Origin of the sequence: Haloarcula montana (assembly GCF_035666295.1) — an archaeon.
GTDB classification, from domain to species: Archaea; Halobacteriota; Halobacteria; order Halobacteriales; family Haloarculaceae; genus Haloarcula; species Haloarcula montana.
The window spans coordinates 591,846-617,602 of sequence record NZ_CP142027.1 but is presented as its reverse complement, the minus strand read 5'-3'; the positions used below and the strand labels follow the sequence as shown (position 1 = coordinate 617,602).

Sequence of the window (25,757 nt, the reverse complement as noted above, 5' to 3'; positions counted from 1 at the left end):
CACTTCTACAGAATTTATCCCCACGGAGACCGTGACTTCGGTATGACTCACGTCGTCATCATCGGCGCGTACGGGAGCGCCGGCGCTGCGGCCGCCGGCGACCTCGTCGAGATGGACGGGATCGAACTCACACTCATCGACGACGGTGATCCCGGCGGTGGCCTCTGTATCCTCGAAGGCTGTATGCCCTCGAAAGAGGTCCTGTCGGCGGCAGCCCACCGGTTCCAGGCTCGTCACGACGACCGCCTCGTCGGCGATATCCCCGATGTCGACCTGGAGGCCGTCGTCGAGACGAAAAACGACCGGACGCGGGGGTGGGCCGGCCACCGCCGCGATTCGATCCACGAGATGGCCGAACGCGACGACGTGACGTTCGTCCACGACACCGCGACCGTCGTCGACGACCACACCGTCCGGGCCGGCGGCACCGACTACGACGCCGACTACATCGTCGTCGCGACCGGCTCGTCTGTCAACGTCCCCGACGTTCCCGGTATCGAGGACGTGGAGTTCATGACGAGCAAGGACGTCCTCCACGCCACGGAGTTCCCGGACTCGGGGATCGTGATGGGCTTTGGCTACATCGGGATGGAGATGGTCCCCTACCTCGCGGAGGCCGGCGGGATGGACCTGACCGTGATCGAACACGACGAGCGGCCGATCGACGAGGCCGACCCGGCCTTCGGCGACGAGGCCCGCCGGATCTACGAGGACAACTGGGCGATCGACATCCCGACGAACTGCTACGAGCAGCGACTCGAACCGACCGACGACGGCGGCGTTCGCCTGTCCGTGGAGTTCGAGGACGGCAGCGAGGAGGCCTACGAGGCCGACCAGCTGTTCTGTTTCACCGGGCGCCGGCCGACCGTCGAGGGCCTCGGGCTGGAAAACGCCGGCGTCTCCCCCGAGGGCGACTGGGCGCAGGAGACGATGCAGTCCCGTGACGCCGACCACGTCTACGCGATCGGCGATGTCAACGGCAAGGAACCGATCCTCCACGTCGCCAAGGAGCAGGGCTTTACCGCCGCCGAGAACATCCGACGGCAGGAAGCCGGTGCCGAGCCCCAACCCTACGAGAACGTCCACCACCACGTCATCTTCTCCGGGCTCGGCATCTATCCGTTCGCCCGTGTCGGCCACACCGAAGGGACCGCCAACGCGGCCGGCTACGACGTTGTCACGGCGACCCGGCAAGCCAGCGACGACGGCGTATTCAAGTCCAAAGATGTCTCCGACGGACTCGCGAAACTCGTCGTCGACGCCGACGACGGGACGGTGCTGGGCTGGCAGGGGCTGCACTACCACGCCGACAGTTTCGCGAAGACGCTCCAGATCGTCGTCGAACTCGGCCTGGACGTCCGGGACCTGCCCGACCGGGCCTACCACCCGACCCTTCCCGAGAACCTCGACGGGTTGATCAGGGACTGTACGGCACAACTGGAGTAGCGCGGCCCGCCTTCGTGGGCCGTTGTGACCGCGTCGGCCGCTCAGGCGAACTGCCGGCGGTTGAAGTACGCCACGTGGTAGGTGTTGCTGACGACCCGCCACAGCGGGATCCCGACGAGCCAGTACGCCAGCAGTCCCAACACGAGGACGCCGCCGGCGAGCGGGTTGCTGCCGGCGGTGAGTTCGCTTAGTCCGGCGCCGGTCACGACCAGGACCGCGAGCGGGAGACCGAGCATGACGGCTCCCAGTCCCGTCTTCAGTATCGTGAACCCGAGCGTACTCAACGGCGCGCTGGTGGCCAGGCCGAGGGACGTGGTAAACGACTCGATGACACCGGCGCCGCTGACGATAGCGACGTTGAAAAACTGGAGTCCCAGGTAGCCAACGGCGACGGCGAGGCCCATCAGCGCGAACACGAGGAGCATCGGCGTCGCCGAGGGGGTCGCCGATCCCGGCTGTGGATTCGACAGTCCGACAGTGGTCGCCGTCACGACAGCGACGACGATAACCAGAAGAACCGTCGGGACCGTCACCAGTGCGTACGCACCGAGCATCCGGAGATAGTGCTCACCCAGGCCGTCGGTGAAGTCGGAGAGGTCGGCGCTCCCGTCCCGACCGGCGTAGATCAGCGACAGCAGTCCGGCGATGAAGGCCGGATAGACGAACAACGATACGAGATTTCCTATCAGCGGAATGAGCCCCAACACGAAGTTGACGACCGCGAGTACCGCCATCGAGAGCACACCCAGCAGGACGATCACCGGGTTGTGACGCAGCAACGTCCCCGTGTCGGAGAGCGCTTTGATTGCAGCTCCCATACCGCTAGTACTTTCCACGGTGGTACTAAAAATACCTGACTCAAGAGCTATCGACAGTAATTCCGCGGATTTCGAAGCGCGCGCCACCGTCCTCGCTCTCGGTGACGGTTACCTCGCCACCGTGGGCCGTCGCGATCTCGCTGACGATCCGCAGTCCCAGTCCCGTCCCCTCGGTAGACGTGGTGTACCCCTTCTCGAACACCTGCTCGCGTTCGTCGGCGGGAATCCCCTGCCCGTTGTCGGCGACGAAGAAGCCACTGTCGTCCGAAAGCGGGCCGACGCGGACGGTCACTCCCGCCGTTCCGTCTCCGGCGTGCTCCACGGCGTTCCGAAAGAGGTTCTCGAACAGCTGTCGGAGGCGGTTCTCGTCGCCCGCCAGCGTAAACGAGTCGACGACGTTCAGCGTCGCTGACTCGCCGCCGATCCCGGCCCAGGCCGAGCAGGCGATCGAACCAGCGTCGACCGTCGTCGTCTCGACGACTCGGTCGCCCGAGCGAGCGAGCGTCAGGGCGTCCTCGATGAGGTCGTCCATCCGTTCCAGTGCCGATTCGACCGTGCTGACGTGTTCAGGGTCGCCGTCGTACTCGTCTTCGATCAGGTCGAGGCGACCGACTGCGACGTTGAGCGGGTTACGAAGGTCGTGGCTCACGAAGCTCGCGAAGTCGGCCATCCGGTTTCGCTCGCGTGTCAGCGCCTGCTCGCGACGCTGGCGCTCGCGCTCGTAGCTGACCCAGTTCCCCATCAGTTCGACCAGCGTGACCTCCCACTCCGAGAAGGGCTCTGTCCGGGCCGCCTGATCGTAGAAACAGAACGTCCCGGTCACCGACCCGTCGACGACGACGGGTGTCCCGAGATAACAACGAACCCCCTGATCGATAAAGCCCGCTCTGTCGGTCAGTTCGGGTGCCTGTTCGGCGATATCGGACAGGACCAGCGTCTCCGCTTCGACGATCGCTCGCTCACAGTTGGTTGTCGACAGCGGGACCGTATCACCGGGTTTCGGACCGTGTTCGGGGGTGTCGGTGATCTCGAAGACGTACGTCTCGCCCTCGATGCGGGAGAGCGCACCGAACTCCGTCCCGAGCAGGTCCTTGCCGATGGCAAGCAGCGATTCGACCTTCGTTTCGAGCGGTGTCTCCTTCTGTGCCGTCACACGGTACATCTCCCTGAGCGCCTGTTCCCGTCGCGTGATCGACTGCTCGCGCGCTACCCGGTCGGTGATGTCCCGAAAGTAGACGGACAGCCCAGTCGAGGAGGGGTACCCGCGGACTTCGAACCACGTGTCCAGTTTCTCGTACTTGGCTTCGAACACGACGGGGGACTGCTCGTCCATCGCGTCGTGGTACTGTTCGTAGAACTCCGTGCCGATGGCCTCCGGGAGGATCTCCCAGATGTTGCGGCTGACGAGTTCGTCCGTCGAGACGTGCTCGCTTGCGGCCTCTCGGACGATCTCCCGGCCGCGATCGTTGAGATACGTGAACTCCCAGTTCCGATCCAGCGCGAAGAACGCGTCGGTCATGCGATCGAGGATCGCCTGCTGTTCGTCCCGCTCCGTGACGATCGCCGCGACTCGACGCAGGAGCAGGTCGGCCTGTTCTTCGATCGGCGTCTTCGCTATGTAGTCGGTGACGCCCAGGGAGATCGCCTCGCTGGCGACCGTCTCGTCCCCGTCGTCGGCAAACAGGACGACGGGGAGATCGTCCGCTCGCTCCCTGATCTCCCCCAGCAGTGCCAGCCCGGTCCGTTCGGGGAGCGTCTGCTCCGTGACGACACAGTCGATCGGCTCCGTCGCAATGAGTTCCAAGGCTTCGGAGACGCGGCTGCAGGTGTAGAGTTCGAAGGGCGTGGTCGCGGCGCTAGCTGCCGCGGTCACCGTCTCCGACCCGTCGCTACCGCCGACGTACAACAGCCCGACGGCGTTCGATTCCTTGCTGTCGGTTCGTATATCCCCGACGTGTCCGGGGTTGTCCATACCCCTCTCTAGGGTGCCGTGCGTAAAGAACACGGGGCTACGTGACGCCAGGGAGTTTACCGATCCGGTGCATGAGCGGCCAACACCGGAATCTCGTCGATCCGCTCGGGCGGCAGCGCTCCCCAGTCGATACCGGACGGGCGTCTGTAGGGCGTCTCGGTCTCGACGGTACGGCCGGGCGTGACGACCCAGTCCATCGGGACGTCGTGGTCGTCGACGGGGACCGACGCCGACTCGACGGCTCCCGAGGGGCCGCCCGCGATCTGACGTTCGTGGACGGTCGTGGCGACCGCCGTCTCGTCGGTGACCAGGCCGAGTTCCCGGAGGACGGCGAACTCCAGGTCGCTGAACCCCTCGCCCTTGCCGATCCGTGCCCCGGCTTCGGTGACGGCGACCGAGCCCGAGACGACGAGATCGACGGTACCGACCGCCTCGGGGCCGACCTGCCGAGCGTGGTCGGCGACGTTCGAGACCGTCGGCGCCCGCTCGATATCGTCGAGCCGTGCCGGGTCGAGTTCGTAGAAACAGTCTTCCTCGCGGAGCCGCGGGACTGCCATGTACACTGTCTTGCCCGCCCGGAGCGCGCGGCGTCGGACCGGAAGCTGTGGCGCGTCCGGGTTGGCTTTGACCGTCTCGGCGTCGGTCCAGACGGCCGTCTCGGCGAGCCGTTCGGCCGCCCCGTCGGCGCTGGCGACGTTCGGGATGCGTCCGTGTGGCGGGAACGGGAAGCGGGCGATCCCCTCGGCCTCCAGCGCGTCCCACACCCGCTCGCGGATAGCTTGCTTGTCCATCGTCAGGAGGTGAGTTTCGCGTCGTCGGTCGTCGCGTCCAGTTCGGCCAGTCGCTCCCCGCAGTCGACACACTGGACGCCCACGACCTCGTGGACGCCACAACAGGCCTCGACCGTGTCGCTGGTCTCGGCGACGGTGCCGCCACAGGCCGGACACCGCTGGATCAGCGTCCGTACCGTCCCCAGCGCGTCGAGTCGCTGTTCGAGGGGCACCGCCGGCCAGTCTTCGCTTCGCTCCCGCAGGATCGCGTCGGCAGCGAGGTCGACCGCCAGCGCGCTTCCGGAGGGCCACTGTCGGACCCGCTTGTCGACGACGAAGGCCGGATACGGCTCGTCCTCGGTGGTGATCCCGGCCGGCGACACGTCGAACAGGGTCGCGAGTCCCTCTCGAACGGCCGACTCGCCGGCTTCCGGATCGACCCGCTCCCACAGCGCCGACCGGAACCCGCCGGATAGCTCCCGCCCCGGCTTCCCGTCGCCGTTCTCGACGACACCGGCGTCCCGGAGGAACTCGTCGACGTCGATAGCGTTCTCCCGGTGGTCCCTGACCTTCGCGATGGTTTCCCACTCCTGGCCGGCCCCTGGGTCCCGCGGTGTCGCCGACCCCTTTCCGAACGCCTGTAACACGGGTTCGGGGAGGTATCGCGTCGTCAGCGTCGGCGTCCCGGGGACGAGATACCCCTTGAGATAGATCGCCAACAGCGAGAGCCCGAACAGGATCGCACCCAGTTCCACCCACAGGACTGCGACCGTTCCACAGGCGGCCACAGCGATCCCGAGGTTGACGACCGTACACGGCCAACAGCGGTTGTCGCCAGTGTAGTCGGGCTCTCTGAGCCGGTCGATCACCGACGCACCGTCGCTGCTCATAGCGCAGGATCGCACGGGCCGAAAGTAAAGGTCACTCCTCGACGCGGATCGTCGTCTCCGCGGTGACGCCCTTCTCGGCCGCTTCGGGGACGTTCAGGCGCGCCCCGATCGAGTACTCGCCCGGTCCGGCCGGTTCCCACTCGTCTTCGCTGACGCGGAACGACTGGCGCCAGTTGCGGGTGAACGCCTTGCGCTCGCCGCGGTCGAAGGCGAACTCCCCGGGTTCGTCGGCGATGGGCCGCTCGACGTGTGAGGCCTCCGGGACGCCGTCGACCTGCCAGGTCCACAGCAGCGGCGTCTCCGTGGCAACCGTCACGGGAATCGGCAGGGCGTTGCGCATCGTCACGCGGATCGGGACGGCCTCCCCAACCTCGAATGTGGCTTTCGGCGTCTCGACGGCGACCGACAGCGCACGGTAACACAGCCAGTCGGGAACGAGCAGGCTGCTCAGCCGCCGGCCGGGCACCGACCGCATCGCCTGGGGCTGGACTCCCTCGTCGCGCTCGTTGGGGGCGAAGGCGTCCTCGTCGTCCCGCGAGACGGCCCCCGACTCGTAGATGCGACGCATTGGTTCTCGTAGGGTGTCAGTCGTGGAAACCGTTTCGACGGTCAGTCGTCGGCGGTCGCCCCGTCGGTCGCGCCGGCGTGGTCGTCGTCGAACTCCGCCTCGTAGCGCAGGCAGGCGATCGCGTGGCTCTCGCCGGTCTCGATCATCTCCGGGTGCCGTCGCTCGCAGGGCGACTCGAAGGCGTCGGCTAACTGCTCGGTCGCGCCGGCGATGTCGCCGGCGTGCAACTCGTCGATGGCCGTCGAGAGTACGTCTTCGGCCTGGGGGTCCGCCACCCGTTCGGGAAGGTTGAACTCCTCGCGGACCAGTTCACCGAGGGTCGCCCGGTCGACAGTAGCCGGGTCGTCGGTCTCCTCTGTAACGGCGGTGACCGACTCCAGCCCCTCGGCCTGGCGCAGACGGAGTTTCAGATCCATGACCGACCGCCAGACCGCCTGTGACATGTCGTACCCCTCCGGCTGGATGATCTCCGGACAGCGCGTGTGGAACCGACAGCCCGACGGCGGGTCCATCGGGGAGGGGACCGTCCCGGGGAGGAAGATCTCCTCACCCTCCCACAGCGGGTCCGGTTCGGGGACCGCCGACAGCAGCGCCTCGGTGTAGGGGTGGTGTGGTGGCTCGAACACTTCCCGCGTGGTCCCGACCTCCGCGAACTCGCCTAGATACATCACGCCGATGCGGTCGGAGATGTGCTCGACGACGCTCAGATCGTGGGCGATGAAGATATACGACAGCCCCAAGTCCGCCTGGAGTTCCTCTAAGAGGTTGAGGATCTGTGCCTGCACCGAGACGTCCAGTGCCGACACCGGCTCGTCACAGATGATGACCTCCGGATCGACCGCCAGCGCCCGCGCGATGCCGATGCGCTGGCGCTGACCGCCGGAGAACTCGTGTGGATACCGGTGGGTGTGGCTGGGGTTGAGCCCGACGGTCTCCAGTAGATCGTAGATACGTTGGGTCCGTTCCTCGCCCGACGCGATGTCGTGGATGTCGAGCGGTTCGCCGATGATGTCGCCGACGGTGAGCCGCGGATTGAGGCTGGCGAAGGGGTCCTGGAAGATGTACTGGAGGTCCGTCCGCAGGCCACGGAGTTCGCTCGACCCCATCTCCGTGAGGTCGTCGCCGCGGTAGTAGACGGAGCCGTCGGTCGGTTCGGTGAGCCGCAGGAGCGTGCGGCCGAGCGTGGTCTTCCCGCAGCCGCTCTCGCCGACGACTCCCAAGGTCTCGCCCTCCATGAGTTCGAGGTCGACGCCGTCGACGGCCTTGACGTACTGGTCACCGCCCAGTAGGCTGTCGATGAACCCGCTGGAGGCGTCGTAGTACTTCGTGACGTTCTCCGCACGGAGGATCGGCTCCTCACCAGGCATCCTGTTCCTCCTCTATGGTCCCGCTATCGGCGTTGTCCTCGCTCTCGTCGCCTCCGTCTCTCTCCCCGTCGACGACGACCTCGTAGTCGAGTTCCCCGTCGAGGTCGCCGGTGTAGGCCAGACACGCGCTGGCCCGTTCGGCGTCGTCAGCGGCCGGCTCCCCGGTCTCGGGGTCCACCAGCCCAGGCTGTTTGCGGGTACAGGACTCCTCGGCGTAGGGACACCGCGGGTGGAAGCTACACCCTGGCGGGACCTCCACGAGGTCCGGCATCGTCCCGGGGATGGTCTGGAGCCGTTCGCGGCTGTCGCCGATTCGCGGGATCGAACTCATCAGCCCGACCGTGTAGGGGTGTTTCGGATCGTAATACAGCTCCTCGACGGGCGCCTTCTCGACGGGGCGGCCGGCGTACATCACCATCACGCGCTCGCAGATCTTCGCGACGACGCCCAGGTCGTGGGTGATCAGTTGGACGGCCGTCCCGAACTCCTCGGCCAGGTCCTCGATCTGGTCGAGGATCTTCGCTTCGGTGGTCACGTCCAGAGCGGTGGTCGGCTCGTCGGCGATCAGCAGGTCCGGGTCACAGGACAGCGCCATCGCGATGACCGCCCGCTGTTGCATCCCGCCGGAGAACTCGTGGGGGTAGTCGTCGTACCGACTTTCGGCGTCCGGGATGCCGACCCGATCCAGCAGGCGGACCGTCCGCTTGCGGGCGGTTTCGTCGTCGTAGTCCATGTGGTGGCGGATCGCCTCGGCGATCTGCTCGCCGACGGAGTAGACGGGGTTGAGCGCGGTCTGTGCGTCCTGGAAGATCATCGCGATCTCGTTGCCCCGCACCGACCGGACCTCTTCCTCGCTCATCGAGAGGATGTCCTCGCCCTTGAACCGGATCTCGCCGCTTTCGATCCGGCCGGGGTCCTCGATGAGGCGCATCAGGGACAGCGCGGTGACGCTCTTGCCGGCCCCGCTCTCGCCGACGACACCGAAGGTCTCGCCTCGATCGATGCGGTAGGAGAGGCCGTCGGCGGCCGTGACGACCCCGTCCTCGGTGTAGAAGTTCACCGTGAGATCGTCGACTTCCAGCAGGCTCATCCGCCACCTCCCTGGTCGACGTTGCCGACCTCCTGGGCGTCCAAGGCGTCGTTGACGCCGTCACCGATCATGTTCATCGCCATCACGAACAGGAAGATCGCGCCACCGGGGAACACCGTCGCCCACCAGGGGATCGTCCCCTGTGGCCCCTGGATCAGCGTCTCGCGGGTCTGATCGAGCATCGTCCCCCACTCGGGCGTGCCGGGTTCGAAGCCCAGGCCGAGGAAGCCGAGCGCGGCGACGCCGATCACGACCGTCCCGATGGACAGCGAGGCCTGGACGATCAGCGGCGCCATCGCGTTCGGGACGATGTGCCGGAAGATGACCGACCGGTCGCGGGCGCCGAGGGCTTGGGCGGCCAGCACGTACTCGTTTTCCTTCACGGAGAGGATTTCCCCGCGGATGATCCGTGCGTAGCCGGTCCAGCCGGGCACGGAGAAGGCGATGACCAGCGGCCAGTAGCCGCCGCCCAGCAGCGCGACGATGACGAGCGCCAGCACGAGCCCGGGGAACGCGATCATCACGTCGACGAACCGCATCAGCACCTCGTCGATCCAGCCGCCGTAGTAGGCCGCGACGGCCCCGTAGACGAGACCGGCGGTGGCGGTGATCCCCACCACGACGAAGCCGATCGAGATGCTGCGCCGGCCGCCGACGAGGACTCGTGAGAACAGGTCACGCCCGGAGGCGTCGGTCCCCATCGGGTGTGCGAGGGTCGGGGGGTCGTACCGACCCACGTCGGCAGCGGGGTCCAGATACAGGATGTTGCTCGGGTCGTAGGGCGCGATCGCGATGGGCTGGACGGTGATCCCGCTGATCGTGATCGGGCGGGCGAAGATCGCCAGCAGCGACATCGCTGCGACGACGTAAACCCCAAGCATCGCGACCCGGTTCTGGCGGAACCGCTGGAGTGCTCGCCGCCACCGACTCATGGTCTCCGCACCCGTGGCTTCGCTCCAGTCCGACAGTGGTTCTCGCTCGCTCACTCGATCCGTGTCGAATCCGGTTACCCGGATCCGTCCTCGGTCAGTAGACATTGTCAATCGTACCTGATCCGTGGGTCCAGTACCGCATACATGATATCTGCCGCCAGGTTCGCCAGGATGATCGCCACCCCGATGAAGAGCGTGATCGCCAAGATGAGGTCGATCTCGCGGTTCCTGACGGCCCCAACCAGTGCCTGTCCCAGCCCCGGCCAGCCGAAGACGGCCTCGACGACGACCGATCCGGCGACGATGCTCGCGGTCAGGAACGCCGCGACCGTCGTCACCGAGATCAGCGAGTTCCGGAGGACGTGTTTGAGCACGACGGTTCGTTCGGGCAGGCCCTTGGCGCGGGCGGCTGTCACGTACTCTTTGTTCATCTCCTCGGCCATCGACGAGCGCATGATACGCATTAGCGTCGACGCCGACGCGGTCCCGATGGTGATGCCGGGTAACAGCAGATACCACAGCGTCGCAGGGTGATACAGGGGTTTCCGCGGGGGCAACACCGGCCACGCATCGATGATGAGCGCCCCGATCAGGATCAACATCAGCCCCAGCCAGAAGTTCGGGATCGAGATGCCAGACAGCGCGACGAAGCGGCTGACGTGGTCGCCCAACTCGTCTTTCCGGACGGCTGCGTAGATCCCGGTCGGGATCGCGATGACGACCGCGAACACCCAGCCGAACAGTCCCAGCGCGATCGTCTCGGGAAGCCGCTCGACGATGACCGCACTGACGGCCCGATCGGTCGCGATGACCGTCCCGAAGTCACCCCGCAACACGTCGGTCAGCCACTGGATGTACTGCGACCAGATCGGGTCGTTCAACCCGTACCGTGCGCGCAGTCGCGCCTCCTCGGCCGGCGAGATATCCGGGTTCAACGCCACCACCACGTCGATCGGATCACCCGGTGTCAACTGGACGAGCGCGAACGTGATCACCGAGACACCGAACAGTATCGGGAACACCAGCAACAGTCGCTTGAGGATGAATCGTCGCAGGCTCATGTTCTAACGCGGGGAGACCCTCACTGATCGAGGTAGGTGACCTGTTGGTCGGGGGCGTTGTACATCGCGTAGCCGACGATATCCTGGGTACTCGGATAGGTGTTGAACCCGTTGACGGAGTCGTTGACGACGCCGACCAGTGTGCTGTGGGTTCCGTAGGAGTTCGCGTTCTGCTCCAGAACTGTCTCCCAGACCGTTTCGTAGCGTTCGGCCCGGAGCGACGGGTCCTCGACCACGTCGACCCCGTAGCGTGCCTCCCGGAGCTGGTCGTTGAGCTCCTGGATGTCGATGTTCTGGAAGTTACAACACTGGGCGAAGTTGTCCGGGTGGTGAACCGACTTCGCGTAGCCGTGGGGGTTGAACCCGCCGGAGAGTCCGATGAAGGCGAGTTTCCCCTCCTGCCAGTAGTTCTCGCTGAGCAGTTGGCTGATGAACGTGAGGAACTCCTTGGTGTTTACCGTCACGTCGAAAAACTCCGTCTGGTTCATCGACTCGGCGATGAGTTCGACGGTCCGGACGCGGTCGTCGTTGTCAGAGTTCGTCTCCAGCGTGACCTCGATGGGCGTCTCGATGCCCAACTCGTCGACCGCTTCCTGGGCGATCTGTGTGGCTTCTTCGGTGTCGTATGTGTTGTAACTCTGGAGGTCTTCAACCATCGCGTCGTAGTCGGTCGAGCCGGCACCCGCGGCAAGCGGCGGCAGCGGGACCCAGGCCGGTTGCTCCCACCCCTGGAAGATCTCGTCGGAGATGGTCTGGCGCGGGATCAGTTTGTTGACGGCGCGGCGGAGCTTCGCGTTGGTCCAGGGCTCCTGCCGGACCGGGAACTGCAGGAACGTGTAGCCGGCGCCGTTGGTCGGGGCGGTCCGGTACTCCTCGGACTCCTGGAAGTTGGTCAGCGTGCTGGCGGTCAGCCCGAAGGCCATGTCGATCTCGTCGTTCTGGAGTGCGGCCGACCGTTGGGCGTCCGAGGAGATGATCGAGATGTCGACCTCGTCGACGACCGGGCCGTTCGGGAACTCGGAGGGGCCGTCGAACCACTCTTTCATGCCGGTCTCGAACCAGTGGTCGTCGAACTTCGTGAAGCGGACGAAATCCTCGTTCGCGAACTCGGCCAGTTCGAACGGCCCGGTTCCGAGCGGCGTGTTCCCCTGTCGGGGGTCCATCTGGCCCAGTTCGAGGTTCTCCGTGACCTCGGAGGGATAGATCGGGAAATCGCCGAGTTCCCGGATCGCGGCGGCGTCGGGAGTTTGTACGTAGAGGTCGACGGTGTAGTCGCCGTCGGCGGCGATGTGTAGCAAGGAGTCGTACACCTGTCCCGAGAGACTGGAGTTCTGGAGGCGGTTGTAGGAGGCGACCACGTTGTCGGCGGTCATCTCCTCGCCGTTGTGGAAGGGCACGCCCTCGTGGAGCTGGAACTGGAAGTACATCCCGTAGGTGCCGTCGGCGACCGCATCGGGGGCTTCGTTGACGGTGAGGATGCGGGCCTCGTCACCGGCGGAGGGACTGTCCGGGTTGTCGGGGTCTTGGAGGACGATCTGTTCGTCCGTGTCGATGAACACGGCTCCCTCCTCGCCTTCCGCGTACGGAGCCGTCGTCATATACTCCGTGTAGTCGGCCGGACTCGCCTCCTGAACGTCGACGCGTTCGTAGGATTCGGCGAGCCACGAGTAGATCTCGCCGCTCGCGCTGGTCGTGGTCAATCCCTCGAAGATGAGGTTGTGCATGATTGACGCCTGTGCGGAGGAACTCTCGGCGAACTCGAAGGTGTCGGGATTGGAGCCAACCGCTGTCCGGAAGGTCCCGCCTTCCTGAATCTCGCTGGGCGTGACTTCGACGCGGTCCTGGACAGGGTCGATCGAGCCGCTACCGCCGTCACTGCCACCGCTGCCGCCGTCACCTTGACAGCCGGCCACGGTCGCGGCGGCTATCCCGGCTGCGCTTTGTATCAATCGTCGTCGGGACAGTGCGTCGGGGAGGATGTTTTCAGGTACGTTATCCATACTGGAATCTCCTGAGCTACGTTGACACTGAAACCCCTAAATTAAGAATGTTATGTGTGTTTATGCCCGACGCAAACGCTGTAATGCGGAGAGAACATCGGACCGAACGATCGAAATACGTGTCAGTTATGTAATTGGCGTTCGCTGACGACACGCACCGATGACGGGGCGGTAGACGCGCTATCGACGCCGCGCGAGCAGCGTGCTCGCAACCAGCGCGACGAGCGCGGTGACGGCAGTGAATCCCGGACCGCTCCCGCTCGTCGTCGATACGTCAGTGTCGGTCGCTGTCGTCACCTGTGGGGTCGGCGTGGCCGTGATCGGCTGGCTCTCGGTCGCCGTCGGTGTCGACTGAACGGCCGAGCGCGGGACGTACGTGTCGCTGCTGTACCGGTCGGGATAGAGCTGTTCGGTCAGGTTGTGGGCGGTGTTGACGACGCTTCGGGGCGCTGGCTGGTTGAGGTTCCGGGTCAGAAGAGCGACAGTCGCGTTGTTCCGGCCGGCAGTCGTCGAGGCGTAGGGTTCCTGCGTGATAATCGAGGGGTCGCGGGTGACGACGATCACCTCGGGGTCTAACTGTAGCAGTACTTCGTTGCTCAACTGCGGATAGCCGGTGTGGTCGCGGGCGGCGACGTTGTCGGCACCGGCGATGTCGAACAGCGCGTCGATGAACGTATTATTGGCGGCGACGAACCCGCTTCCGAGCGGATAGAGAATCCGGGGTCGGTCCTCGATGTCGGCGGTGAGTCCCTGGATGGCCTCGACGTTTGCGTCCATCCACGCGTTGGCCTCCTCAGCCCCCCGGCAGTTACCGGTCAGTCGGCCGATCGTGGTCGTCTTCTGACGGATGTCGTCGATATCGGTCGCGGCCTGGAGATGGTAGACCGTCAGTCCCGCATCACGGAGCGCCTGAACGTCCCCGGCGCTCGCGTTGGGTGCGATGACCAGATCGGGGTTGGTGCCGACGACTTTCTCCACGTCGACGCCGAAACTCGCCGAGACGTTTGTCCGCTGGTCGGCCCCGTCGAGATACGAGGCGTATTGGGTGAGCCCGACGACCTGGTCACGGCCGCCGATCTCCCACATCGTCTGTGCGGCCGACGGGTTCGTGGTCGTCACGCGTTCGGGGCGCTCCTCGATAGTTATCTCGGTCCCGGTCGCGTCGGTCATCGTAACCGGGAACTCACAGTGGGTACTCGTCGTTCCGGCGGCCGTGGTCGGAACGACGCCGACGGCAGATACCACGAGAAGCAACCCGACACACAGCCGCCTGTAGCGTTCCATCGTCTAGGGAGGGGCCACAGGAACAATAAATATTTACCTACTCCAAGTTGGCTTTCAACCATGCATACCACCGGACGTGCACTCTCCTGGTCCGGTGCGCTCGTGGGTGTCCTTCTCGCTGTCGTCACGGTGAGTGCGGGCATCGGTCCCGTGTGGATTCCCCCGGCTGACGTGGGGAAGGTGTTGCTGAACGCCGTCGTCGTTCCCACCGGGGTCACGCTCTCAGCTGGTGGTCCCGAACTCACGACGACCCCGCTGTTTCAGTTCCCGGTCGGAGAACTCCAGCGTCAGATCGTGTTGCAGGTCCGGCTCCCGCGGATCGTCCTCGGTGCGATCGTCGGCTTCTCGCTTGCGGCCGCCGGGACGGTGATGCAGGGCGTGTTCCGGAACCCGATGGCCGATCCCTCCATCATCGGCGTCTCCTCGGGGGCGGCCGTCGGCGCCGTCGCGTTCATCGTCCTGCCGTTCGCGCTCCCCTGGGGGCTGGGGTTGCGGGCCGCGGCCTTCGTCGGTGCCTTGCTCGCGGCCTTCGGCGTCTACCTCATCGCGACACGCAACGGGGAGACCCCCGTCGCGACGCTCCTGCTGGCCGGTGTCGCGATCCAGACGTTTCTGGGTGCGGTTGTCTCCTTCCTGCTCCTCCAGAGCGGCGAGAGCATGCGGCGGGCCGTCTTCTGGCTGATGGGCCACCTCGCAAACACCGCCTGGGCGGATGTCACGCTCAGTGCGGGTCTGGTCGCGGTTCCCTTCGTCGCCCTCCTCGCGTACACGCGAGACCTGAACGTCCTCCTCCTGGGCAGCGAGGACGCCCAGTCTCTCGGTGTCGAGGTCGAGCGCAGCAAGCGGGTCCTGCTTGCCGGATCGGCGGTCGTCACGGCCGCCGGCGTGGCCGTCTCGGGTGTCATCGGGTTCGTCGGGCTGATCGTCCCCCACGCGATGCGGCTCGTCGTCGGGCCGGACCACCGTGTCTTGTTGCCGACCGCTGCGCTCGCCGGGGCCTCGTTCCTCGTCGCGACGGATACGCTCGCCCGCTCGGGCAGCGCCGAGATCCCCGTCGGGATCGTCACCGCCGCGCTCGGTGCTCCCTTCTTCCTGTATCTGTTGCGCAAACGGGAGGTCCACGAGCTGTGACCGACCCGATCGTCGACGCCACGGGCCTCTCGGTGTCGATCGCCGACCAGGAGATCCTCTCGGCCGTCGATCTCACAGTCGAGGAGGGTTCGCTCGTCGGACTGGTCGGCCCCAACGGGGCCGGCAAGACGACGCTGTTGCGGACCGTCGGCGGCACGCTCGCCCCCGACGAGGGGACCGTGACTGTTGCCGGCCGGGACATCCACGACTGTACCGCCAGCGAGACCGGGCGGCTGATCGCTCGGCTCCCCCAGTCGACGGCGCTGTCGTTCGATTTCACCGTCGAGCAGGTCGTCGAGATGGGGCGGACGCCCCACCTGGGCCGGTTCGAGCGGGCCGGGTCGGAGGACCGTGCGGCCGTCGACCGAGCGATCGAGCGGGCCGAGGTCGCCGAGTTCGCCGACCGGCGGGTGACGTCGCTCTCCGGGGGCGAACGCCAGCGGGTCCTGCTGGCGCGGGCGCTCGCCCAGTCGACGCCCGTGTTGTTGCTCGACGAACCGACCGCGAGCCTGGACATCAACCACGCCATCCGGACGCTGGAACTGGTCGGCGACCTCGTCACGGAAGGAAAGACGGCCGTCGCCGCGATCCACGATCTGAACCTCGCGGCGCGGTACTGCGACGAACTCGTCCTGGTCGCTGGCGGGCGGGTCCGTGCCGCCGGCACTCCCGAGGAGGTGCTAGCCGCCGAGACCCTCGGTGAGGCTTTCGACGCCACCGCGCTGGTCACGGACCACCCGGTCGTCGACGCGCCGCTGGTGACGCCGTTGCCGGCTCGACCGGACATGACGGGGCGGGTCCACGTCGTCGGAACGGGACGAATCGCGGCGAAGGCCCTGACTCGACTTGCCGATGCGGGGGTGACGGTAACCCTCGGCGTCGCACCCGCCGACGATGTCGCGACGGCCCGGGCCGGGGCGCTGGACTGCGAGACGGTGACCGTCCCGACTTTCGCCGGTATCGACGAGGGGGCACGGGACCGGGCCGTCGCGCTCGCACGCCGGGCGGACGCGGTGGTGACGGCGGGCGACGTAGCCGCCGGGAACCGGCCGGTTGTCGACGCTGCCGGGACGGTCGTCAGTACCGATGCGGGCGCCGACGCGGTGCTCGACCGTCTCGATGACGTGCTCGGGCGGCCCGACCGGCCCCAGCAACCGCCGGCACAGAACGACTGAGATCACTGTGCCGGACGACCGCGGGACTCAACACCGTCGGTCCCTGACGGGAGGTGTGGACGAGACTATCGCCTGGCTCCGCGACCGACCGTACTACGAGGGCCAGATCGTCGACCAGCGGACGGTCCCGGGCCGGGAGGCGACCGTCGCCGACTGTGCCCTCGATACCCGGGTAGCGAGCGTGCTGGCCGAGGAGGGGATCGATTCGCTGTACGCCCACCAGGCCACCGCTATCGAGGCGACACGCGACGGGGACAATGTCGTCCTGGCGACGGAGACGGCCAGCGGCAAGAGCCTGGCCTACACCGTGCCGGCCTTCGAGCGTGCGCTGGATCGCCGGGCGACGACGCTGTATATCGCCCCGCAGGTCGCGCTGATCAACGACCAGACAGAGACGCTCTCCGAGCTGGCCCGGGGACTGGGGTTCGCCTCCGGTGTCGCCGTCGATCAGTACACCGGCCGTCAGTCCAGCGCGGAGAAGGAGGCGATCCGCGAGCGCCAGCCGACAGTGTTGCTGACGACGCCGGATATGCTCCACTACGGCATCCTCCCCCACGCCCACCGGCTCTGGGACTGGTTCTTCCAGCGGTTAGAGACCGTCGTCGTCGACGAGATCCACGGCTACCGCGGGGTGTTCGGCAGCCACGTCGCGCTGGTCTTCCGACGGCTCCAGCGGCTCGCCGAGCGGTTCGACAGCGACCCCGAGTGGGTGTGTTGCTCGGCGACGATCGGCAACCCCATCGAACACGCGGCGGCGGTCACCGGCCGACCGACCACGTCGTTCTCGCTGGTCGACGAGGACACGAGCGCCAGCGGCCCGCGGCACTGGCTGCTGTGGAACCCCCCGGAGTACGACGGCGGCGGCTCGTCGGACTCCTCCAACGGTGGGTGGGGGAGCGGCCGCCGCCGGTCCAGCCACGTCGAGACGAAACGGCTGTTCGTCGACCTCGTGGAACGGGGCTACCAGACCGTCGTCTTCGCAGGATCGCGCCAGACCGCCGAGCGCTACGCCGACGAGAGTGCCGCGGACTTGCGTGACCGTGGGGAGTACGACCTCGCGAACAGCGTCGGCGCCTACCAGGCCGCCCTGACCGACGAGCGCCGCCGGGACCTCGAATCTCGGCTGCAATCGGGCGACCTCCGGGGTGTGTGGTCGACGAGCGCCCTGGAACTGGGCGTCGACGTGGGCGGCCTCGACGCCGTCCTGCTGGACGGCTACCCGGGCACGCGGATGCGTGCGTTCCAGCAGGCCGGCCGGGCCGGCCGCGGGACCGACCCCGCGCTCGTCGCCCTCGTCGGCGGCGAGGACCAACTCGACCAGTTCGTCATGCGTACCCCCAGTGAACTGTTCGAGAAACCGCCCGAACAGGCGGTCACCAACCCCGAGAACGATCATCTCCTCCCGGATCACGTTCACGCGGCCGCCCGAGAGAACTGGCTCTCGACCGACGACGACCGCCACTTCGGGGGGACGTTCCCGGACGTGGTCGCGGCGCTGGAAGCCGAGGGAGTTCTGGACCGACGGACGACCGACGAGGGCGTCCGCTGGCTCGCGAACGGCTCGCCCCACCACGGGATGAGCCTCCGGACCGCCGACGACCGCGAGGTGAAACTGGTCGCCGACGGCGACGTACTGGCGACGCTGCCCTTCGAGGACGCGCTCCGGGACGCCCACCCCGGCGCTATCTACCACCACCAGGGCCGACGCTACGAGGTGACCGACCTGGACCTTGGCGCCGGCGTCGCCGAACTGGACCGGACCTGGGCGGACTACTTTACGCGCGTGCTCCACGACAAGACGATCACCGTCGAGACCGACCACGAAGAACGGGCCTTCGGGGCGCGCCCGGACGTGCCCGTCCGCTTTGCCTCGGTGACGATGCGCAAACAGATCACCGGCTACGAGCGCCACGACGGTTCCTCTGGGGAGGTACTGGGACAGCGCTCTCTGGACCTCCCCGAGACGACCCTGGAGACGACGGCGCTGTACTACACCGTCCCCGAGGATCTCGACAGCGAGGTCCGCCGGATGACCGGCGACACCGGTGAGAATCGGGAGACTGGAACGGCTCCGGCGGGCGACTTCCCCGGTTCGATCCACGCGGCCGAACACGCGATGATCTCGATGTTCCCCTTCGAGTATCTCTGTGACCGGGGCGACATCGGCGGCCTGTCGACGCCGCGACACCCCCACACGGGAGCGCCGACGATCTTCGTCTACGACGGCTACCCCGGCGGCGTCGGGCTGACCCGCGCCGGCTACGAGGACATCGACGACCTCGCCCGAACGACGCTCACGATGCTCCGTGGCTGTGACTGTGCCGACGGCTGTCCGGCCTGTGTGCAGTCGCCCCACTGTGGCAACGCGAACGATCCGCTGGACAAGACCGGCGCGATCACGCTGCTCGACGGGCTCACCGAAGACTGAGGCCTCGGGTTCGCTCATCCGACGCGCTCGTCCAGAAGCAACCTCGTGTCGGTGGATCTCAGGTAGCGCGTTGCTTCCCTGTTCGTGGCTCCGCCGCTCACACCCCGAGGTCGCATTGCGATCTCGACACGGTCAGCCAACGCGCTCGTCTAAAATCAGCCTCGTCTTCGTGCTCGCGACTTCGTCCAACTCCCGGGCTCTCGTGATGAGATCGTTGACGGCGTTCGTATCCGCGGCGTCGACGACGACGACGATGTCCTCCTCGCCGGAGACTTGCCAGACGAAATCGACCTGTGGCCACTCGGCGATCCGATCGGAGACGGCTCCCGTATCCACGTCGACGTCGACGCTCACCTCGATCATCGACTTGACGTTGCCTGTCCGCGTCGCGACGGTGAACCGTTCGATGATCCCCTCGTCGACGAGTTGCTCGACGCGGTTGCGAACCGTCCCCTCGGAGGTCCCCACCGCGTCGGCGATCTCCGTATACGGGGTGCGGGCGTCCTTCCGGAGGATCGAGAGTATCTCCCGGTCGAGTTCGTCCATCGAGGATAGAGGCTACCTCGGCCCCCCTCTTGAGGATTACGAAATTCGTAACTCGACTTCGAAAGCAACCCTTATCAGCCACTATAGTATACGCATCTCGTAATGGCAGACGCATACGTGGCCCTTGAAGGCGAACGCGTCGTCGAGGCGCGCGCCCGCGCACCCGGCACAGCACGCGGCGAACTGGTGTTTACGACCGCTTACACCGGCTACGAGGAGAGCCTAACCGATCCATCCTACGAGGAGCAGGTGCTGACCTTCTCGTACCCGCTGATCGGCAACTACGGCGTCCGGGAGGAACGGTTCGAGTCCGACCGCGTCCACCCGCGTGCGGCCGTCACCCGCGAGATGACCGACGACGTGGCCGAGTGGCTCGAACGCGAGGGAGTCCCCGCCGTCGACCACCTCGACACCCGTGACATCGTCACGGAGATCCGCGACGAGGGGGCGATGAAGTGTGGGATCGCGGCCGGTCCCGACGCGACCGCCGAGGACGCGCTCGAACAGCTCGCACAGTGCAAACACATGTCCGAGCACACCGACATCGGCGAGCAGGTCTCCGTCGACGAAGTCGAGACGTACAACGCCGACGGCGACGGGAGTACGGTCGCACTGGTCGACTGTGGCGCGAAGGGATCGATCATCGAATCCCTGGTCGAACGTGACGCCGTCGTCCACGTCTTCCCCTACGATGCGAGCGAGAGCGACGTGGCCGATGTCGACCCCGATCTGCTCTTTATCTCGAACGGCCCCGGCGACCCACAGAACTTCGAGCAGGCCGGCGATCTGGTCGATACCTACGTGGGAGACGTACCGCTGGCGGGCATCTGTCTGGGCCAGCAAGTCGTCGCCAACGCGCTGGGCGGCGAGACGGAGAAGATGGAGTTCGGGCACCGTGGGGTCAACCAGCCGGTGCGTGACCTGCGTTCGAACCAGGTCGTGATGACGACCCAGAACCACGGCTACACGGTCGCCGATCCCGGCGACAGCCTCGACGTGACCCAGGTCAACGTCAACGACGACACGCCGGAGGGGCTGGAGAACGACGAACTGAACATCATCACGCGGCAGTACCACCCCGAGGCCAACCCCGGGCCACACGACTCGCTTGGCTTCTTCGACGACGTGCTGGCGATGGCCGAGAAGTAACGCCATCGCGTATCCGCCGTCGCACTTCCGGCGACCTTGCGCCCGAAGTAGCACTGAAGGGGTCAGTGACGGGACTACTACGATAGCTCTGTTGTCTCCGACCGGTATCAACTCCGCGTCGATGTACGCGACGGATGCGAGAGACCGGTTCTTACGGGTAATTCCGGCCGAGCGACTCCGAGACAGTTGGGGTGCTAGAACCCCCAGCGGATGCCGGACATCGTGGCGACGATGGCGATCATGAGGACGAGTTCGACCAGACTCAGCATGCCGTACTTCTTGTTCAGCGAGGCCAGTCGCTCGTGGTCGGTCTCTTCAGCGGCGATCTCGTCGAACATGCCGGCTGTGAAGCTGTGAAGCGGGCCGAACCCGAGAACGAGCAGCGCGATAGCGAGACCGAGCGCCGCCCACAGTGACGGTGTCGGAGATGCCCAGAGCCCCATCATGCTGGCGAGGCCGATTCCTGACCCGACCACGCCGACCGAGACCGGTTCCATGAGGAGGTTCATCTTCGGGACGAACCCTTCGGCGAACTCGACGTTGGCTTCCGCGGAGAGACTTCCCATGACGGGACCGAGAACGACCGCACCGAGTACCGATGTCCCGAACCAGAATGCCCCCAGGAAGAGGTGGACAGTAAACATCACCTGGATATTATTTGAGAGATACCCCAACACAGGAAGCCCCAGAGGGACGGCCACAGCGCCGACCGCAAAGGGACGCGTGGCAGCGGCAGCCATCAACCGATACCGTTCGCGCCGATTCGCTGGTCTGTATGTATCGCTTAGTGACATATCGGCTCCCTATTTATGGAAGCAAATCAGATGTATTGGACAAAAAAGTAGTGGACGCGGCGGTATTACGAGTCGTCAAACTGAGGCAAGCCACCGTACCAGAAACTGTCAGAACAAGTGTGCGAGAGATAGAGGTTGTAGTCAGCACGGGATTTCGTTATTTTCCCGACCTAAATCCTGAATCGACTGATAGAGCGTGGCTGCGTATTGACCGCTTACGTTTCTATCAAAATAGAGTTTTGTTGAGAGCGATCTGCTGAATACAAGCGCGTATTCAGCAACGATCTGTACCTGGCCGAATCCGATGTCACCTCTACGACTACTTCTCGGCATCAGTGCATAAGTATGTGAACCGTTCTATGACGCCCTGGGGTCGCCGGGAACGGTTCCGACGACATCCCTTAGCGATCCGGCAAATATGAATAGATACATTGCTGATTTAGCTCGTATCCTCTTCAACAAATGTCATGTGCCAGTTGTCTGGATCAGTAATATCTAACCCATTCTGCGTCCAACTATTGGTCAATGCTCTCACAACATGGGTTGTTTGTGTTGTGAGAAACGAAAGCGGCGGAACAGTATCAGCGTGGAATCCAAACTCTCTCAGTACAGAGTCTGGAATCCCTTGAGGTGGAGCGACAAACAGATCTGTTTCTGTATGATCTGTTAAAACCCGACTGAATAATCCTCTGAGTGCATCGTTTGATGGGTTTTCTAGCGGAATTATATCAGTAAATTTCGTTGTTACACAGTCAGAATTATCTGATGTTCCAGTGATGATAGCAGCTTCCGGGTTGGTCTCTCCATATATTATATAGGTAGTGTACTCCCAGTCAGGGTTATTGAAACGCCACTGATAGAATTGCTCATCACGCAGTACATGAATTTTATCTGGAGTGGAGCTACGATACAGCGTGGCAAGTTCCTTTGCAGGAGGTTCTGATTCTGTTCTAATATTGGTTTGTGATGGCACCGACGCAGTGGAATCTCGAAAATGATAATACCCTTGTGCAATTGGTGAACTGATCTTGCTTAAGAGTTGAACTGCTCTTTGATCAGCCCGAGACTTTCCCAGACTTTCGGGGTTTTCGACTCTGTAATAGGATAATCGTTCAGACACTGGTTCCCAATCGAGTTTGAGGTATCCCGAACGGGATCGGTGGTTCGGAAAATTGAAAAAGAAAGGATGATCGCCAGCATACCGTTCGATGGCCTGTTCTGTCATACGGGTGAATAACCCTTGGCGTCGATGATCCGGATGAACCATCGTGTCCCCCGGTTGAAGCGCAACCTCATGTTCCCCATTGACACTCACTGGCAGGGCAAAGAACGGTCTTGCTCCAACAATCGTCTCTTCAAAAACCCCAACCATCATAGCAACATGGTCGATATACGGGTTCTCCTTGTATTTCCAGGCAAACCAATTTTCCTGCTTCTCGTCACCCATCACAGCCGAATAGAGAGAAAGAAACGCTTCTTTATCACCGGATCTATATTGGCGAATTTTATACTCATTCATTCGTTCTCACCTTGTCTGCAACTTGAGACATGGTTTCAATCTCGATCTCGTACTTATCATGGTATTCAGCAATCATCGAAATGAGATGCTTCAATCGGTGACGATCCCGAGTAGTTGTGACTCGTTCTACTGGACTGTCAGTATTGTCGTGGAATCCCCAACTCAATTCTGCGTCCAAAGAGAGAACGACCGTTGTGCTTAATCGCATGCTTATCCCGCTTTTACTTGCCACTCTAATTGTTAGGCAGGATATAATAGATTGAAGCACAAGCCTGATTATTTGAATAACAACCTTTGGCCGTACTGAGCTTAAGCTCTGCATCGGTTACGCGCTTTCTGACAGCGTTTGAGTAATTGGCGAAAACGCTGCTGGATTCACAGCGCTTCTCTTGTACAAAGCTTCCTGAAAAACAGTAGATAGGATTGGCCAGTACAGGTGAAGGATTATGCATTCGACGAGAACGCAACCTGATTCCAGCGCGCATCTTCTGCGTCGTACATTAGCATTAATTTGTCAACCTTGAATCCCAGTGTCTTATCTGTCCCACCAGAAGTCTGATAACATCGGTTGAGACGGTGCTGTCCCTGACTGTGATGCCGTTATCCTCCCTTTGTAGGACTATTATTTGCCCGTCAGAACCGCCGGTTATTTGGTCCAAGTCATCACTTGCTCCACCTTCTCCAGCTACGCGGATATACGTCGTATCAGACGCATCTATAGGTCCCGAAGAAATTGTCTTATCGACAATTGGGCTGCTTACGATGTCAATGCTATTCAATACACCTGTACTGAGCGATTCGAGCTACCCGAACCGGGAAATGATTCTGTACAAGATACGCGCCCTCCATCTTGTACCGCGCTCAAAAAAGCTAGTTGATTTATCAGGACTGCTGACGGTCAGTCCACTGTTTTCAGGCCCCGAATATTTCATCTATTCACAACCTAAAAAGTATCCTCCGACAGAGCCACCGGCCTCTACGGGAAGTCTCTATAGTACCAATTGAAACGATTTACACACCGATCCCACTGCGTTCGTGCGATCGTGTATGCATTGATTTCTAACGGCTACTACCGCCTGCACTCCAGTCGGAGGGAGACAGCGGTTCCCTGGCCGTCGGTGTCGAACTCGATCTCCCCGCCGAGCATCGAGACCCCCCAGCTGACGATCCAGAGGCCGATCCCGGTTGTATGCTCCAGCGACGTTTCCCTGCCTTTCTGGATCGGCGCGAGTTCTTCGGCTTCGATCCCCGGTCCGTTGTCGCTGATCGTGATCTCGATCCCGCCAGCGGGCAACGCTTCGACCGTCAGGACTACCCTGGGATCGTCCGTCTCGTTGTGTGCTAACGCGTTCTCTAACAGGCTCGATATCACGAGCGACAGCACGCGAGGGTCAGTCTCGACGGTTGTCGGTGAGGAGGGAAGCACGGCCTCGACGGTCGCGTCCGGAAACTCGGTTCTGAGGTCTGCCGTTCGCGCCTGGACGAGCTTGTTCACGTCGACGGATTCCGTACACGTCTCGGTACCGCGGAGTTGCTCGAACTCCCGTGCCTTCTCGCCGGTCGCCAGCAACCGGTTTCCGCTCGCTTTGATCGTCTCCGCGGAGGCTTCGACCGCCTCGGCGTCGCTACGCCCTTCGATCAAGTTCGCGTGGCCCATGATGACCGTCATCTCGTTCCGGAGGTTGTGCCGGATGACGCGGTTGAGTACGTCCAGCCGCTGTTCGCGTTCACGTTCCCGCGTGATCTCCTGAAAGACGACAGTCCGACCCACGTTTCTGTCTGCCGGATCGGTCAACGGTGAGGTGACTACCGAGAACTGTCGGTCGCGGCCGTCGGTGGTGACAGAGACGGTCTGATGGTCGGCCCCACCTTCCAGGTCGACAGCGACGGCAGTGGACAGCGGCTCGCCGAGGACCGACTCCCGTTCCAGGCCGAACACGTCGACGGCTGCGTCGTTGACCGTGACCACGCGGTCGGCTGTGTCGAGGACGAAGGTCGGGCTACCGAGGTCGTCGATGGCCGACCGCTGGGCCGCCCGCTCCGTCGTCGGGTTCGTCTCGAACATGTTGCTGCCGACGAACGCGTAGCCGTCCAGCGTGACGTGGAGGAGGAAACACAGCGGCCCCAGGTTGAGCTGTGGAACCGGGCCGACGTTGAACAGCCAGGGCAGTACACCCGCCGCTGGGGGGATCGTGCTGAGCGCAACCGCCGCCGCCTCCGTTCGATAGAGGGGGCCGTAGCTGACGACGGTCTCGACCAGCAAGAGCGCGCCGATCCCCGTACACCCGAACACGAAGGTCGCCATCAGATACAGCAGCGGGCCGATCGTGTATCCGGGGACCGAAAGCCCGAACACCGGCGCCGGCTGGAGCCCGCTCCACAGGAGTGAGTGGTACGGGAAGGTCACGATCAGCCCCGAGATCGCCGCCGGCGGTGCCAGGATCATCCCGGACTGCCAGCTCCGGGCTGTCGCCGACCGACCGGTGTACTCCAGTGTGAACATCAGGAACAGCGGGCCGGTCCAGACGGCGGCTACCAGCCCAACAGCCTCCAGATCGGCACGAAGCGGATAGGTGTCGACGAGCAGGCCGAACCCGTAGGTGAGACACCAGAGTGCGGTCGCCAGAAACGAGCCGATGAACCAGTTCACTCCCGGACTGCCGCGGTGACGGACCAGATAGCCGGCCAGCCCCAGCGCACCGACCCCGGCGGCGACGCTGCCGCCGGCGACCACGGCACCTAGCAGGATGTCAGCGACCAACGTCCGCGGTAGTTTCGGTGGGACTGTCTTAGCAGTTGTGTCCCTGCGCCGATCCG

General features: G+C 64.2%; 20 protein-coding genes. 5 read left to right on the top strand and 15 right to left on the bottom strand.

All coding sequences use genetic code 11. The features are described from left to right. Nucleotides 1-42 precede the first annotated feature (42 nt). Nucleotides 43-1,446: a dihydrolipoyl dehydrogenase family protein gene (locus tag VJ109_RS03250; protein ID WP_324758964.1), complete on the top strand. Its 1,404-nt coding sequence runs from the start codon at nucleotides 43-45 to the stop codon at nucleotides 1,444-1,446. A 41-nt stretch (nucleotides 1,447-1,487) separates the two neighbouring features. On the opposite strand, the gene VJ109_RS03245 is transcribed toward VJ109_RS03250, so the two are convergent. From VJ109_RS03245 to VJ109_RS03195, 11 genes are all read right to left on the bottom strand, one after another. Continuing rightward, nucleotides 1,488-2,264, bottom strand: coding sequence for a DUF7847 domain-containing protein (locus VJ109_RS03245; RefSeq protein WP_324758962.1), 777 nt, complete (start codon nucleotides 2,262-2,264; stop codon nucleotides 1,488-1,490). Between the two features lie 40 nt (nucleotides 2,265-2,304). Next, the gene (locus VJ109_RS03240; RefSeq protein WP_324758961.1) at nucleotides 2,305-4,236 is read right to left on the bottom strand and encodes a hybrid sensor histidine kinase/response regulator; all 1,932 of its coding nucleotides are present in this window, start codon (nucleotides 4,234-4,236) and stop codon (nucleotides 2,305-2,307) included. 56 nt (nucleotides 4,237-4,292) lie between these two features. Beyond that, complete coding sequence (locus VJ109_RS03235) at nucleotides 4,293-5,027, bottom strand: 5-formyltetrahydrofolate cyclo-ligase (RefSeq protein ID WP_324758960.1); 735 nt, start codon at nucleotides 5,025-5,027, stop codon at nucleotides 4,293-4,295. A gap of 2 nt (nucleotides 5,028-5,029) precedes the next feature. Further along, entirely contained in the window at nucleotides 5,030-5,896 is an 867-nt protein-coding gene (locus tag VJ109_RS03230; protein ID WP_324758958.1) for a DUF8054 domain-containing protein, read from the bottom strand. Between the two features lie 31 nt (nucleotides 5,897-5,927). Then, the gene (locus tag VJ109_RS03225) at nucleotides 5,928-6,464 is read right to left on the bottom strand and encodes a DUF7974 family protein (RefSeq protein ID WP_324758956.1); all 537 of its coding nucleotides are present in this window, start codon (nucleotides 6,462-6,464) and stop codon (nucleotides 5,928-5,930) included. 41 nt (nucleotides 6,465-6,505) lie between these two features. Further along, nucleotides 6,506-7,831, bottom strand: a complete 1,326-nt coding sequence (locus VJ109_RS03220; RefSeq protein ID WP_324758954.1) for an ABC transporter ATP-binding protein — start codon at nucleotides 7,829-7,831, stop codon at nucleotides 6,506-6,508. Beyond that, on the bottom strand, nucleotides 7,821-8,921 hold the full coding sequence (locus tag VJ109_RS03215; protein WP_324758953.1) for an ABC transporter ATP-binding protein: 1,101 nt from the start codon (nucleotides 8,919-8,921) through the stop codon (nucleotides 7,821-7,823). The genes VJ109_RS03220 and VJ109_RS03215 overlap by 11 nt, the downstream gene beginning before the upstream one ends. Next, nucleotides 8,918-9,958 (bottom strand): ABC transporter permease, encoded by a 1,041-nt coding sequence (locus VJ109_RS03210; protein WP_434737269.1) that lies wholly within the window; start codon nucleotides 9,956-9,958, stop codon nucleotides 8,918-8,920. The genes VJ109_RS03215 and VJ109_RS03210 overlap by 4 nt, the downstream gene beginning before the upstream one ends. A 2-nt stretch (nucleotides 9,959-9,960) precedes the next feature. After that, on the bottom strand, nucleotides 9,961-10,914 hold the full coding sequence (locus VJ109_RS03205) for an ABC transporter permease (protein WP_324758950.1): 954 nt from the start codon (nucleotides 10,912-10,914) through the stop codon (nucleotides 9,961-9,963). A 20-nt stretch (nucleotides 10,915-10,934) separates the two neighbouring features. Beyond that, nucleotides 10,935-12,914 carry an ABC transporter substrate-binding protein gene (locus VJ109_RS03200; RefSeq protein ID WP_324758949.1) on the bottom strand — a complete coding sequence of 660 codons (1,980 nt, stop codon included), beginning with the start codon at nucleotides 12,912-12,914 and terminating at the stop codon, nucleotides 10,935-10,937. Between the two features lie 180 nt (nucleotides 12,915-13,094). Beyond that, nucleotides 13,095-14,198, bottom strand: coding sequence for a PGF-CTERM-anchored ABC transporter substrate-binding protein (locus tag VJ109_RS03195; RefSeq protein WP_324758947.1), 1,104 nt, complete (start codon nucleotides 14,196-14,198; stop codon nucleotides 13,095-13,097). Between the two features lie 60 nt (nucleotides 14,199-14,258). Between VJ109_RS03195 and btuC the strand changes: the two genes are divergently transcribed. The 3 genes from btuC to VJ109_RS03180 are packed head-to-tail and all read left to right on the top strand — an operon-like array spanning nucleotide 14,259 to nucleotide 18,932. Then, complete coding sequence (btuC, locus tag VJ109_RS03190; RefSeq protein ID WP_324758946.1) at nucleotides 14,259-15,329, top strand: vitamin B12 ABC transporter permease BtuC; 1,071 nt, start codon at nucleotides 14,259-14,261, stop codon at nucleotides 15,327-15,329. Then, on the top strand, nucleotides 15,326-16,504 hold the full coding sequence (locus tag VJ109_RS03185) for a heme ABC transporter ATP-binding protein (protein ID WP_324758944.1): 1,179 nt from the start codon (nucleotides 15,326-15,328) through the stop codon (nucleotides 16,502-16,504). The genes btuC and VJ109_RS03185 overlap by 4 nt, the downstream gene beginning before the upstream one ends. A 55-nt stretch (nucleotides 16,505-16,559) precedes the next feature. Next, on the top strand, nucleotides 16,560-18,932 hold the full coding sequence (locus VJ109_RS03180) for a DEAD/DEAH box helicase (protein ID WP_324758943.1): 2,373 nt from the start codon (nucleotides 16,560-16,562) through the stop codon (nucleotides 18,930-18,932). 132 nt (nucleotides 18,933-19,064) lie between these two features. Here VJ109_RS03180 and VJ109_RS03175 read toward each other — a convergent pair whose 3' ends face one another. After that, nucleotides 19,065-19,478 (bottom strand): Lrp/AsnC family transcriptional regulator, encoded by a 414-nt coding sequence (locus tag VJ109_RS03175; protein ID WP_324758942.1) that lies wholly within the window; start codon nucleotides 19,476-19,478, stop codon nucleotides 19,065-19,067. 102 nt (nucleotides 19,479-19,580) lie between these two features. Here VJ109_RS03175 and carA point away from each other — a divergent pair, with 102 nt between their 5' ends. Further along, nucleotides 19,581-20,627: a glutamine-hydrolyzing carbamoyl-phosphate synthase small subunit gene (gene carA / locus VJ109_RS03170; RefSeq protein WP_324758941.1), complete on the top strand. Its 1,047-nt coding sequence runs from the start codon at nucleotides 19,581-19,583 to the stop codon at nucleotides 20,625-20,627. 194 nt (nucleotides 20,628-20,821) lie between these two features. Here the strand turns inward: carA and VJ109_RS03165 are convergent, their stop codons facing one another. From VJ109_RS03165 to VJ109_RS03155, 3 genes are all read right to left on the bottom strand, one after another. Next, on the bottom strand, nucleotides 20,822-21,367 hold the full coding sequence (locus VJ109_RS03165) for a hypothetical protein (RefSeq protein WP_324758940.1): 546 nt from the start codon (nucleotides 21,365-21,367) through the stop codon (nucleotides 20,822-20,824). A gap of 493 nt (nucleotides 21,368-21,860) precedes the next feature. Beyond that, a complete protein-coding gene (locus VJ109_RS03160) occupies nucleotides 21,861-22,940 on the bottom strand; it encodes a GNAT family N-acetyltransferase (RefSeq protein ID WP_324758939.1) in 1,080 nt (359 codons plus the stop codon). 1,069 nt (nucleotides 22,941-24,009) lie between these two features. Then, nucleotides 24,010-25,701 (bottom strand): histidine kinase N-terminal 7TM domain-containing protein, encoded by a 1,692-nt coding sequence (locus VJ109_RS03155; RefSeq protein ID WP_324758938.1) that lies wholly within the window; start codon nucleotides 25,699-25,701, stop codon nucleotides 24,010-24,012. Nucleotides 25,702-25,757 lie beyond the last annotated feature (56 nt).

Bases quoted from the DNA above. Each gene is read 5' to 3' on its own strand.
- VJ109_RS03250 (WP_324758964.1), top strand. From the start codon at position 43: ATGACTCACGTCGTCATCATCGGCGCGTACGGGAGCGCCGGCGCTGCG.
- VJ109_RS03245 (WP_324758962.1), bottom strand. From the start codon at position 2,264: ATGGGAGCTGCAATCAAAGCGCTCTCCGACACGGGGACGTTGCTGCGT.
- VJ109_RS03240 (WP_324758961.1), bottom strand. From the start codon at position 4,236: ATGGACAACCCCGGACACGTCGGGGATATACGAACCGACAGCAAGGAA.
- VJ109_RS03235 (WP_324758960.1), bottom strand. From the start codon at position 5,027: ATGGACAAGCAAGCTATCCGCGAGCGGGTGTGGGACGCGCTGGAGGCC.
- VJ109_RS03230 (WP_324758958.1), bottom strand. From the start codon at position 5,896: ATGAGCAGCGACGGTGCGTCGGTGATCGACCGGCTCAGAGAGCCCGAC.
- VJ109_RS03225 (WP_324758956.1), bottom strand. From the start codon at position 6,464: ATGCGTCGCATCTACGAGTCGGGGGCCGTCTCGCGGGACGACGAGGAC.
- VJ109_RS03220 (WP_324758954.1), bottom strand. From the start codon at position 7,831: ATGCCTGGTGAGGAGCCGATCCTCCGTGCGGAGAACGTCACGAAGTAC.
- VJ109_RS03215 (WP_324758953.1), bottom strand. From the start codon at position 8,921: ATGAGCCTGCTGGAAGTCGACGATCTCACGGTGAACTTCTACACCGAG.
- VJ109_RS03210 (WP_434737269.1), bottom strand. From the start codon at position 9,958: ATGTCTACTGACCGAGGACGGATCCGGGTAACCGGATTCGACACGGAT.
- VJ109_RS03205 (WP_324758950.1), bottom strand. From the start codon at position 10,914: ATGAGCCTGCGACGATTCATCCTCAAGCGACTGTTGCTGGTGTTCCCG.
- VJ109_RS03200 (WP_324758949.1), bottom strand. From the start codon at position 12,914: ATGGATAACGTACCTGAAAACATCCTCCCCGACGCACTGTCCCGACGA.
- VJ109_RS03195 (WP_324758947.1), bottom strand. From the start codon at position 14,198: ATGGAACGCTACAGGCGGCTGTGTGTCGGGTTGCTTCTCGTGGTATCT.
- btuC (WP_324758946.1), top strand. From the start codon at position 14,259: ATGCATACCACCGGACGTGCACTCTCCTGGTCCGGTGCGCTCGTGGGT.
- VJ109_RS03175 (WP_324758942.1), bottom strand. From the start codon at position 19,478: ATGGACGAACTCGACCGGGAGATACTCTCGATCCTCCGGAAGGACGCC.
- carA (WP_324758941.1), top strand. From the start codon at position 19,581: ATGGCAGACGCATACGTGGCCCTTGAAGGCGAACGCGTCGTCGAGGCG.
- VJ109_RS03165 (WP_324758940.1), bottom strand. From the start codon at position 21,367: ATGGCTGCCGCTGCCACGCGTCCCTTTGCGGTCGGCGCTGTGGCCGTC.
- VJ109_RS03160 (WP_324758939.1), bottom strand. From the start codon at position 22,940: ATGAATGAGTATAAAATTCGCCAATATAGATCCGGTGATAAAGAAGCG.